Origin of the sequence: Streptomyces sp. NPDC006326 (assembly GCF_040612915.1) — a bacterium.
In the GTDB taxonomy this organism is placed as follows: Bacteria; Actinomycetota; Actinomycetes; order Streptomycetales; family Streptomycetaceae; genus Streptomyces.
In genome coordinates this window covers 34081-44804 of record NZ_JBEXRC010000058.1, presented here as the reverse complement: position 1 = coordinate 44804, position 10724 = coordinate 34081, and the positions used below count along the sequence as shown (strand labels likewise).

Below are 10724 nucleotides of genomic sequence, written 5' to 3'. Positions count from 1 at the left end.
GTCAAGGGTGGCCGAAGGCCATCGCGAAGCGACGCGAACGAAGAGAGCGCCCTTGACGGCCCGGCACGACACGGAAGGACAGTGGACTGACGGGAAGCCCCCGAACCCCCTCCGACCCCGCCCGCGGGAATCCCGACCCCCAAAGCCCCCCGCCCCTCTACCCCCGCCCCCCACCCCAGAACTGCGACAGCGCCCCCTCCTTGTACGGGGCCGGGCTCACGCTCAGTTCGCCCGCGAAGGGGCGGTCCAGGACCATCACCAGCAGCAGGCTGAAGCCGATCAGGGCCGCCACCGCCGAGACGAACAGCAGCTGCATCCGCAGGCTGCGCAGGCCGAACAGGAACGTGAGCGGGAGGATCACCAGCGCGCCCCCGTAGACCAGCACCTGAAGGAGCACCGGCAGGGAGGTCTCGGCCATCGTCACCCGCGCCCGGCGCTGCGCCGCGATGTCGTTGAGGCGGCCGGCGGCTTCGCCGTAGAAGGTCTCGCTGCGCGTGCCGGAGGGCTCGTACGCCTGGAGCGCCTGGTACAGCGCGTGCGTCTGCTCGGAAGTGGCCTCGTAGCTCGGGTGGCCGTCGCGCATGAGCGGCCACTGGACCTCCACGACGGCGTGCGCGTACGCGTCCACCGCCCGGTTCACCCGCTCGCGTTCGGCGGGCGGGAAGGCCTCGGCACTGCGGACGACGAGGGCGAGGTCGGTGGCTTCCGTGGCGACGGTGCTCTGGGTGGTCTCCAGCTGGGTCCACAGGGTGACGACGACGAAGGCGAGGATGATGCCGTAGATCGCGCCGAACATGCCGAGGGCGACACCGACCATCTCGTTGTGCTCGCCGCCCGCCAGGTGCGGGAAGCGGCGGCGGGCGGCGAGGCTGCCGAAGACGGCGAGGGCGACGAAGCCGCCGACGAGGAGCACGCCGAGGGTGAGGGTGCTGAGGGTGTTGAGCAACCAGAGAATCATGCGCTGATCAACGACCGGCCGGGTCCGAGGTCCCCGCTCACCGCACCCCGCGCGGTCTTCGTCACCGCACCCCGCGCGGTCTTCGTCACCGCACCCCGCGCGTCAAACCCCGTCACCGCACCCGGCGCGTCCCCCTCAGCGGACCTTCGGGGCCTTCGGCAGGTTGCCGTGCAGGGAGTGTCCGGCGCCCGTGAGGGAGGAGTTGGTGGCCTTGGTGGCGTTGCCGGCCGCGGAGGCGGTGACGGCGACGGCCGTCTTGGCGTCGTTGACGGCCGACCCGGGGTGGTCGGCGATCTCACCGACGCGGTGGGCGAGCGGCGTGAGGGCGGTGTGGTCGTCGGCGTGGGCGGCGACGGGGGTCAGTACGACGGCGGCGCCACCGGAGAGAACGAGGGCGGCAAGGCTGCGCTTCAGGGCGTTCTTGGCGTTCATGCCGTGCAGAACGACCCGCCCGACCCCCGGTCACCGCGCGCCCCCACTTTGGGGTGACTCCGCGGCGCCTCCCGGGGCCGGACCCGCCCCTCCCCGGGCCGGCTCAGTCCTCGACCACCAGCGCCGGAGTGGACTTGGTCAGGATCTCGCCGCGGAAGAAGGCGGGGCTGCGGCGGGCGGTGACGAGCATGATCACCAGGCCGAGGGCGAGCAGACCGACGCCGATGACGAAGACGCTGCCGACGCCGAGCCCGGGGATGGTGGAGCCGGAGCCGTAGGCCGGGTCCCAGGCGTCGTAGAGGGTCTTGCCGAAGACCGAGGCGAGCAGCAGGCCGCCCAGGACCGGGAAGACCCCCTTGAACAGCAGGTCCCGGGCGGAGCGGCGCAGGTCCCCGCGGAAGTACCAGGCGCAGGCGAAGGCCGTCAGCGAGTAGTAGAAGCAGATCATCAGGCCGAGCGCGAAGATCGTGTCGGTCAGGACGTTCTCGCTGACCAGGGTCATCACCGTGTAGAAGAGTCCGGTGGCGACGCCCGCCATGACCGTGGCGCGGCCGGGGGTCTTGAAGCGCGGGTGGACCTTCGCGTAGGAGGCCGGCAGGGCCTCGTACGTGGACATGGCCAGCACCGTACGGGCGACCGGGATGAAGGTGGTCTGCAGGGAGGCGGCCGCCGAGGCGAGGACCGCGACGAAGAGCAGGATGCCGAGCGCGGGGCCCATGACCGGGCCGGCGAGGGCGGCGAAGACGTTCCCGGAGGTTTCCGGGTTGCCGAGGCCGAGGCCCTTGTCGCCGGAGCCGACGGCCATCTGGGCGGCGACGCCGGTGGCCAGGTAGGAGCCGACCAGGACGACCATCGCGATGAGGGAGGCGCGGCCGGGGGTCTTGGCCGAGCCGATGGTCTCCTCGTTGGCGGTGAGACAGGTGTCCCAGCCCCAGTACATGAAGATCGAGAGGGAGAGCCCGGCGGTGAAGGCCGCCATGGACCCGACCGCGAAGGGGTTCATCCACTGCCAGGAGAAGTCCAGGCCGGTGTCGAAGGTGCCGGCGGAGGCCTTCTGGACGGCCATCGCCACGAAGATCGCCAGGACGGCGAGCTGGAGGCCGACCAAGGTGTACTGGACGCCCTTGGTGGCCGTCATGCCCCGGTAGCTGATGGCGGTGGCGACGGCGATCAGGGTCAGGCAGGTGGCGATGTGGACGAGCTTGTTGTCGTCCAGGGCGGCGATGGACGGATCGCCCGTGATCTCGCCGGCCAGCAGCCAGAAGTAGGACGTGGCGACGCCGGCCAGGTTGGACAGCACGATGATCGTGGCGATCACCAGGCCCCAGCCGCACATCCAGCCGATTCGCGGGCCGAAGGCCTTGACGGTCCAGGTGAAGGAGGTGCCGCAGTCGGGCATCGCCTTGTTGAGCTCGCGGTAGGCGAAGGCGACGAGCAGCATCGGCAGGAAGCCCGCGAGGAAGACCGCCGGCATCTGGACGCCGACCTCACCGGCGGTGGAGCCGAGGGTGGAGGTCAGGCAGTAGACGGGCGCGACGGTGGAGATGCCGATGACGGCACTGCCGACCAGGCCCACGGATCCCTTGCCGAGGCCCTTGCCGCGTACGTCGCCGTCGCCGCCGCTCTCGCCGTCAGCGGCGCCGCTCATCGTGTCCGAGGCCTCGGGCCGCACGTCCAGCTGTGTCATGAGTAAGGACGGTAGAGGCTGCGTTTTCCATATCTGGATGACTTGACTCCGCAACCCAGGCCACCGGGAGGCCTTTTAATCCAAACCGAATCGTCACCGAAAGGCAGGTAATGCAAGGCCCGGCAAGGCAGCCGTCCCCACCATGACAGGACGCGGACACGACGTTCCGGAATGCGGAAACCGCAGCTGTGTCCGTTTTGGGTGTTTCCAAACTTTCCCGTGTGACTTTCCGCCGCCCCACCGACTACGTGAACGACAACTGATCACCGGTGACCGGTCGGGCCCGACACCGGTGACCGGTCAGCCGGTCACGGTCAGCCGGTCACCTCACCCCGCCCAGACGATCGACTGGATCTCGCTGTACGCGTGCAGCGCGTACGAGCCCACGTCCCGGCCGACGCCCGACCGCTTGAAGCCCCCGAACGGCGCCTCCATGTTCCGGCCGATCGTGTTGACGCCGACCCCGCCCGCCCGCAGCCGCCGCGCCACCCGGAAGGCGCGGGCCGCGTCCCCGGACCACACATAGCTCAGCAGGCCGAAGTCGCTGTCGTTGGCCAGCGCCACCGCCTCCTCCTCGCCCCCGTCGAAGGGGACGACCACCACCACCGGCCCGAAGATCTCCTCCCGGACCACCCTCATGTCGTTGGTGCAGTCGACCAGCAGGGTCGGCGCGACGTAGAAGCCTCGCCCCTCCCCCACGACCGGCCGCTCGCCGCCGTACGCGATCCGGGCGCCCTCCTTGCGGCCGAGCTCCACGTACGACTCGACCCGGTCGCGGTGGGCCGCCGAGATCACCGGGCCGACCACCGTGCCCGCCGCCGTGGGGTCGCCGACCTTCATGTAGGCCAGGTAGCCGGTCAGCTTCTCGACCAGCGACGCGTACACGGACCGCTGCACGATCACCCGGGTCGGCGCGGTGCAGATCTGCCCGCTGTAGAAGGAGAAGGTGGTGCCGATCCCCAGCACGGCCGCGTCCAGGTCGGCGTCCTCGAAGACGATCGCCGCTCCCTTGCCGCCGAGCTCCATCAGCTGCCGCTTCATCGACCGGCCGCAGACCTCGGCGATCCGCTGCCCCACCGCGGTCGACCCGGTGAAGGACACCATGTCCACGTGGGCGGAGTCGACGGCCGCCTCGCCCACCTCGACCGACTGCCCGTTCACCACGTTCACCACGCCCGGTGGCACGCCCGCCTCGTCGAGCGCCTGCGCCATCTTGAACACCGACAGCGGGTCCTGCGGGGCAGGCTTGACCACCACCGTGTTGCCCATGGCCAGGGCCGGGGCCACCTTGCCCGCCGGGTTCGCCCACGGGTTGTTGTACGAGGTGATGCAGGTGACCACCCCCACGGGCTGGCGCACCTCCAGCGCTCCCAGGATGCTCGCCCGCCCCATCGGGCCGGCCTCGGTGACCTGCGGCGCGAGCCCCCGCTCCACCGGCTCCAGGGCGCCCTTCGCGTACCGCCGGAAGCGGGCCACGCCGACCCCGACCTGCATCCCGCGCGCGATGCCGGTCGGTGCGCCCGTCTCCGCGCGGGCCAGCTCCGTCCACGGCTCGAACTCCCGCTGCATGATGTCGGCGGCGCGGTCCAGGATCGCCGCCCGCTCCTCGGGCCGGGTGCGGGACCAGGACTCGAAGGCCCCGGCCGCGGCGCGCGCCGCCTCCTCGACCTGGCCGCGCGAGGCCTCCGGGGCGAGGCCCACCACCGATTCGTCCGCCGGGTTGACCACCTCGTAGTGGCCGCCGTCCGGCTCCACCCACGCGCCGCCGATGTAGAGCTCCTGGGGCCGCTGCGTCATCGGGTGCTCACCGTCCTCGTGTCCCGGCCCGACCGGAGCACGATCCCCGGTACGGCACCGGTCACCTCGTCGTCGCGGACGGTCTCCACGCCGTTGACCCGTACGGACACGATCCCGATCGCCCGCGCGTCCAGCCGCGGGCTGTTCCCGGGCAGGTCGTGCACGAGGGTCGCCGGCCCGGCCTCGATCCGCTCCGGGTCGAACAGCACCAGGTCCGCGTGGAAGCCCTCGGCGATCCGGCCGCGCTCGCGCAGCCCGAACAGCTGCGCCGGCTCGTCGGTGAGCATCCGCACCGCCTGCTCCAGCGGCACCAGCTTGCGTCCGCGCAGGCAGTCCCCGAGGAACCGGGTCGTGTACGGGGCCCCGCACATGCGGTCCAGGTGGGCGCCCGCGTCGGAGCCGCCCAGCATGACGTCCTCGTGCTGCCAGGTCTCGGCGCGCAGCGCCCAGCTCGCCGGGTCGTTGTCGGTCGGCATCGGCCACAGCACCGTGCGCAGGTCGTCGTTGGCGCAGATCTCGACCAGGCAGTGGAAGGGGTCCTGGCCGCGCTCGGCCGCGATGTCGTTGACGACGCGGCCGGAGAGGCCCTCGTTCTCCTTGCTGTACGTGTCGCCGATGACGTAGCGCCCGAAGGTGGCCAGGCGGCGGAAGACGCCGGCCTCCTTGCTGTCGGCGCGGCGCAGCATCTCGGCCCGGACGGCCGGGTCGCGGAGCTTTTCGATGCGCTCCGGCACGGGCAGGCCGAGGATCTCGCCCCAGCCGGGGATCAGGTTCAGGGCGCAGAAGGTGCCGAGCGACATGTTCATGGGGGTGAGGATCGGCATCGTGAGGGCGACGATCCGGCCCCCTGCCTTGCGGGCCCGCTCGCTCGGGACCAGCTGGCGCGGCACGCGCTCCGGGACGGCGGCGTCGATGGTGAGGACGTTCCAGTTCAGGGGGCGTCCGGCGGCGGCGCTCATGTCGACGAAGAGGTCGATCTCCTCGTCCGAGAACTGGTCGAGGCAGCCCGCGACGATCGCTTCGAGCTGGGTGCCCTCGTGTTCGGCGACCGCACGGGACAGGGCGAGGAGTTCGGCGGGCCGTGCGTGGCGGGAGGCGACGGGTGCGCCGGAGCCGTCGGAGTGGGTGGAGGACTGGGTGGTGGACAGGCCCCAGGCGCCGGCGTCCATGGCCTGGTGGAAGAGGGCGAGCATCTCCTCCATCTGTGCGGGGGTGGGCTGCCCGCCGACGGCGTCGGCGCCCATCACGTACCGGCGCAGGGCGCAGTGGCCGACCATGAAGCCGGCGTTGACGGCGATCCGCCCTTCCAGGGCGTCGAGGTACTCGCCGAAGGTGGACCAGCTCCAGTCGACGCCCTCTTCGAGGGCCTTGAGGGCCATGCCCTCGACCTTGCTCATCATGCGGCGCGTGTAGTCGGCGTCCTCGGGGCGGTCGGGGTGGAGCGGGGCGAGGGTGAAGCCGCAGTTGCCGCCGGCGACGGTGGTGACGCCGTGGTTCATGGAGGGGGTCGCGTACGGGTCCCAGAACAGCTGGGCGTCGTAGTGCGTGTGCGGGTCGACGAACCCGGGGCACAGGACGAGCCCGTGCGCGTCCTCGCTGGTGCGGGCCCCTTCGGTGACCGTCCCCGGCTCGGCGATGACGGCGATGCGGCCGTCCCGGATGCCGACGTCGGCGATGCGGGCGGGTGAGCCGGTGCCGTCCACGACGGTCGCGCCCTTGATCAGGTGGTCGAGCATGACGTCCCCTCTGACGTGTTCGCGTTGCCCCGGACGCCGCGTGCCCCGGCCGGGGGCCGCCGGGCCGGCCGCGGCCCCGGCACGGCCTCCGGCCGGGGCCGGTACGGGGCGGCGGTCCGGGAAGACGCCGCCCCCGTTCCCCGCCGGCTAGGCGGCGGCCTGGCGGAAGCGCGTGGTGCGGTGCACCGGGTCGGTGTCGATCTTCGGGATCACGTGCTCGCCGATGAGCTTGATGGTGGTCATCGTGTCCTCGTACGAGACCCCGGTCGGCAGGCCGAAGGACAGCTGGTCCGCCCCGGCCTGCTCCCAGCGCTTGCACTGGGCGAGGACCTCGGACGGGTCGCCGCAGATCAGCAGCTCCTCGGCGATGAGCAACTCGATGATCTCGGCGTTGTACTCGGGGAGGGTCTCGGGCCACTGCGGGATGGCCTCGGGCCGCGGGAAGGTGTCGTGGTAGCGGAAGACCAGCGACTGGAAGCGGTTCATGTTGGCGTTGACCGCGATCTCGACGGCCTTGTCGTGGGTCTCGGCGCAGATCGCGGTCGAGGTGACCATGACGTTGTCGTTGACGAAGGCGCCGATGGCCTTGGCCTCCTGGATGGCGGTCTTGTACTGCTCCAGCACCCACTCCATGTCGGAGACCTTCTGGACGCTGAAGCCGAGGACGCCGAGGCCCTTCTTCGCCGCCATGGCGTACGAGGAGGGGGAGCCGGCGGCGTACCACATGGCGGGGTGGGCCTTGCCGTACGGCTTGGGGAAGACCTTGCGCGGGGGCAGCGACCAGTGCTTGCCCTGGAACCCCTCGTATTCCTCCTGGAGGAACATCTTGGGGAACTCGGCGATGGTCTCCTCCCAGATCTCCTTGGTGTGGTTCATGTCCGTGATGCCGGGCAGGAACCCGAGGATCTCGTGGCTGCCCGCGCCGCGGCCGGTGCCGAACTCGAAGCGGCCCTTGGAGAGGTGGTCGAGCATGGCGACCTTCTCGGCCACCTTGACCGGGTGGTTCACCGGGGCGAGGGGGTTGAAGATGCCGGAGCCGAGGTGGATGCGCTCGGTCGCGTGGGCGAGGTAGGCGAGGAAGACCTCGTTGGCCGACAGGTGCGAGTACTCCTCCAGGAAGTGGTGCTCGGAGGCCCAGGCGTACTTGAAGCCGGACTTGTCGGCCTGGATGACGTACTCGGTCTCCTCGATCAGCGCCTTGTGCTCTGCCTCGGGGTCGACCTTGGACCGCGCCTCAGGCACGTATCCCTGCACGAAGAGCCCGAATTCCAAGGGGGTTCACCGTCCTTCGGTTTCTGACGTTGCGTCAGATGAGATGCCCCGACTGTTCCACCGGGGAGGCGGGAGCGTCAATACCTGACGCTCCATCAGATATGGTCAGAGGATGCTGACCCCGGCCATCCACCCGCCGTCGATGACGAACGGCTGACCGGTGATGTACGAGGAGTCCTCGCTGCTCAGGAAGAGGGCGAGCCGCGCGATCTCCTCGGGCCGGCCCACCCGCCCCATCGGCACCACCCGCCGGTAGAGCTCCGCCATCGCGTCCCGGGCCTCGTCGCTCAGGTTCGCCGGGTCCAGCAGCCCGGGGTTGGCCATCGGGGTGTCCACCGCGCCCGGGCACATCGCGTTGACCCGGATGTTCTTCGCCGCCAGCTCCAGGGCCGCGACCCGGGTCAGACCCACGATCGCCGCCTTCGTCGCGGCGTACGAGCCGACGTACGCCATGCCCGTCAGGCCCGTGTAGGAGGAGGTGTTGACGATGGTGCCGCCACCGGCCGCCTCGATCTCGGGGGCGACGGTCTTGATGCCGAGGAAGGCGCCGACCTGGTTGACCTGCACCACCTGCTGGAACTCCTCCAGCGGGGTCGAGACCAGCTCGTTGAACCGCAGGATGCCGGCGTTGTTGACGAGGCCGTCGACCCGGCCGAAGGCCTCCTTGGCCGCGGCGACGGCCGCCGCCCAGCCCTCCTCCCGGCTCACGTCCAGCCGCACGTACCGGGCACGGTCCTCGCCGATCTCCTTGGCGACGGCGGCGCCCTGCTCGTCCAGCACGTCCCCGAGGACCACCTGCGCGCCCTCGGCGGCGAAGAGGCGGGCCTCCTGCTCGCCCTGGCCGCGCGCCGCACCCGTGACGATGACGACGCGCCCGTCCAGCTTGCCCATGCCGGTGCTCCTAGTCGTTGAGGAGGGGGGCCACCTCGGCCCCGAAAGCCGATATCTGGTCGGTCAGTTCGGCCCGGTCCCGGCTGCGGAAGCGCACCTGCACCTGGTCCACCCCGAGGGCCGCGTACTCCCGCAGGGACTCGGCGAGCACCTCCGCCTTGCCGGTCAGGGTGCGGCGGCCGGTGTCCCAGCCGGGCTCGCCGACGTACAGCGCCTCGGTGATCGCCCCGAACTCGACCGGCTCGGTGATCCCGGCTTCCTCGCGCAGCTCCCTGATCCGGGCGATCCCGTGCGGCAGCCGGTCGCGCGGGTCCCCCTGCGGGAGCCAGCCGTCCCCGCGCAGGGCCGTGCGGCGCAGGGCGGCCGGGGAGGAGCCGCCGACCCAGACGGGGATCCGCTCCTGGGCGGGCCGCGGCAGCTGGCCGAGGTCCCGGAAGGAGAACAGCTCGCCCTCGAACCGCGGGAACTCCTCCGGACCGAGGGCGGCGCGCAGGGCGTCGAGGGTCTCGTCGAGGACGGCACCGCGGCGGGCGAAGTCCACCCCGAGGAGCTCGAACTCCTCCTGTACGTGTCCGGCGCCGACCCCGAGGACGAGGCGGCCGCCCGAGAGGTGGTCGACGGTGGCGTACTGCTTGGCGCTGAGCAGCGGATGGCGCAGGCCCAGGATCGCGACGTGGCTCAGCAGGCGCACCCGCTCGGTGATCCCGGCGAGGAAGGCGAGGGTGGCCACCGGGTCGTACCAGACGGTGCTCATGGGGCCGGCGAGGCGGCGCGGGATGGCCACGTGGTCGCAGGTGGCGAGGTAGCCGAAGCCGGCCCGGTCGGCGGCGCGCGCGACCTCGGCGAGGTCGGCGGCGGTGGCCCGGGCCTCCCAGGGTTCGGCGTACAGGGTGCTCTGCGACTGGATCGGGAGCTGCATCCCGTACGCCAGCCGGCCTTCCGCAAACACGCGCGCCATGCCGTCCCCGCCTCGTCCTCGTGTGCCGATCCGTCATGTCGGCGCCGGGGGGACATCGTCGTATCTGACGGTTCGTCAGGCAATAGGGCGGACGGGATCCGGCCTGCGCGGGGCGGGCCGGGGTCCGGGCCGGGGCCGGGGCGGGGCGGGGCGGGGCGGTCAGAAACCCTGCGGGCCCATCACGATGACCGGCTTCGCCGCCGGGTCGAGGGTGGCCAGGATCTTCTTCATGCCCTCCTTCGGGATGCCGACACAGCCCCGCGAGGGCCCGTCGTGGTCCACGTGGAGCCAGATGTAGCCGCCCTTGCCCTCGCCGTCCGGCTGCGTCGGGTCCAGGGGCGAGACCCCCGGCTTGCGGTTGAAGCCGATGGCGACGACATAGTCGAAGGCCCCGTCCAGGGGCTCCCCGTTCACACCGCTGCCCGCGGGGACGAAGGACTCGTCCTGGTCGTACGGGAGCTTCGTGCCCGGCGGCTTCGGCAGCAGACCGCCCGCGTCGGTGAGCGCGAACACGCCCTGCGGGGAGGTCAGGTCCCCGTACCTGCGCTCCGTCGACCAGCCCTTGGCCCCGTTGCGCGCGGGCCAGCTCTCCACCCGGATCCAGTCGGCGCCGGCCGCCGGCCGGGTGTAGAGGGTCGCGGTGGACTCCGAGGAGTTCCTCGCCCTGCCCGTGACGAGGATGAGCTGCCGGGAGGCCGCCGGGATCCTGGCCCGGGTCCGGTCGCTGACGCCGGGCAGCCCCTGCCGGGGTGCCGCGCGCACCACGCGGGCCGGGACCTGCGGGCGTTGCGGGGGCTTCGGAGGCAGCGAGGGCTGCGGGCGGACGTCGGCGGGCCGCGCCTTGGCATCGGCGGCCGCGGAGGCGGAGGCGTCCTGGTGCTGGGCGGTGTAGACCCACCCGGCGCCGAAGGTCAGCAGACCGAGAGCTGCGACGGCGAGGGCCACGGGTCGCGACGCACGGGAGCAACGCGTCCCGTCAGGACGCGGGGCACG

At 71.7% G+C, this 10724-nt stretch carries 9 protein-coding genes; all 9 read right to left on the bottom strand.

Going from position 1 to position 10724, the window contains the following annotated elements:
* Nucleotides 1–157: 157 nt before the first annotated feature.
* The 9 genes from ABZ128_RS31595 to ABZ128_RS31555 all read right to left on the bottom strand — a co-directional run bounded on the left by ABZ128_RS31595 (nucleotide 158) and on the right by ABZ128_RS31555 (nucleotide 10676).
* Nucleotides 158–958, bottom strand: a complete 801-nt coding sequence (locus ABZ128_RS31595; protein ID WP_356852832.1) for a DUF4239 domain-containing protein — start codon at nucleotides 956–958, stop codon at nucleotides 158–160.
* Between the two features lie 135 nt (nucleotides 959–1093).
* Nucleotides 1094–1390, bottom strand: coding sequence for a hypothetical protein (locus ABZ128_RS31590; protein WP_356852830.1), 297 nt, complete (start codon nucleotides 1388–1390; stop codon nucleotides 1094–1096).
* A gap of 103 nt (nucleotides 1391–1493) precedes the next feature.
* A complete protein-coding gene (locus ABZ128_RS31585; protein ID WP_356852829.1) occupies nucleotides 1494–3077 on the bottom strand; it encodes an APC family permease in 1584 nt (527 codons plus the stop codon).
* A gap of 327 nt (nucleotides 3078–3404) precedes the next feature.
* The gene (locus tag ABZ128_RS31580) at nucleotides 3405–4874 is read right to left on the bottom strand and encodes an aldehyde dehydrogenase family protein (protein WP_356852827.1); all 1470 of its coding nucleotides are present in this window, start codon (nucleotides 4872–4874) and stop codon (nucleotides 3405–3407) included.
* A complete protein-coding gene (locus ABZ128_RS31575; RefSeq protein WP_356852825.1) occupies nucleotides 4871–6610 on the bottom strand; it encodes a D-aminoacylase in 1740 nt (579 codons plus the stop codon). The genes ABZ128_RS31580 and ABZ128_RS31575 overlap by 4 nt, the downstream gene beginning before the upstream one ends.
* A 147-nt stretch (nucleotides 6611–6757) precedes the next feature.
* Entirely contained in the window at nucleotides 6758–7882 is a 1125-nt protein-coding gene (locus ABZ128_RS31570) for an LLM class flavin-dependent oxidoreductase (RefSeq protein WP_356852823.1), read from the bottom strand.
* Between the two features lie 105 nt (nucleotides 7883–7987).
* Nucleotides 7988–8773 carry a glucose 1-dehydrogenase gene (locus tag ABZ128_RS31565; RefSeq protein ID WP_356852821.1) on the bottom strand — a complete coding sequence of 262 codons (786 nt, stop codon included), beginning with the start codon at nucleotides 8771–8773 and terminating at the stop codon, nucleotides 7988–7990.
* Nucleotides 8774–8783: 10 nt separating this feature from the next.
* Nucleotides 8784–9731 carry an LLM class F420-dependent oxidoreductase gene (locus ABZ128_RS31560; RefSeq protein WP_356852819.1) on the bottom strand — a complete coding sequence of 316 codons (948 nt, stop codon included), beginning with the start codon at nucleotides 9729–9731 and terminating at the stop codon, nucleotides 8784–8786.
* 159 nt (nucleotides 9732–9890) lie between these two features.
* On the bottom strand, nucleotides 9891–10676 hold the full coding sequence (locus ABZ128_RS31555; RefSeq protein WP_356852817.1) for a L,D-transpeptidase family protein: 786 nt from the start codon (nucleotides 10674–10676) through the stop codon (nucleotides 9891–9893).
* Nucleotides 10677–10724: the final 48 nt, after the last annotated feature.

What these genes read in the sequence shown, in the direction of transcription:
- ABZ128_RS31595 (WP_356852832.1), bottom strand. Translation starts at nt 958, where the DNA reads ATGATTCTCTGGTTGCTCAACACCCTCAGCACCCTCACCCTCGGCGTG.
- ABZ128_RS31590 (WP_356852830.1), bottom strand. Translation starts at nt 1,390, where the DNA reads ATGAACGCCAAGAACGCCCTGAAGCGCAGCCTTGCCGCCCTCGTTCTC.
- ABZ128_RS31585 (WP_356852829.1), bottom strand. Translation starts at nt 3,077, where the DNA reads ATGACACAGCTGGACGTGCGGCCCGAGGCCTCGGACACGATGAGCGGC.
- ABZ128_RS31580 (WP_356852827.1), bottom strand. Translation starts at nt 4,874, where the DNA reads ATGACGCAGCGGCCCCAGGAGCTCTACATCGGCGGCGCGTGGGTGGAG.
- ABZ128_RS31575 (WP_356852825.1), bottom strand. Translation starts at nt 6,610, where the DNA reads ATGCTCGACCACCTGATCAAGGGCGCGACCGTCGTGGACGGCACCGGC.
- ABZ128_RS31565 (WP_356852821.1), bottom strand. Translation starts at nt 8,773, where the DNA reads ATGGGCAAGCTGGACGGGCGCGTCGTCATCGTCACGGGTGCGGCGCGC.
- ABZ128_RS31560 (WP_356852819.1), bottom strand. Translation starts at nt 9,731, where the DNA reads ATGGCGCGCGTGTTTGCGGAAGGCCGGCTGGCGTACGGGATGCAGCTC.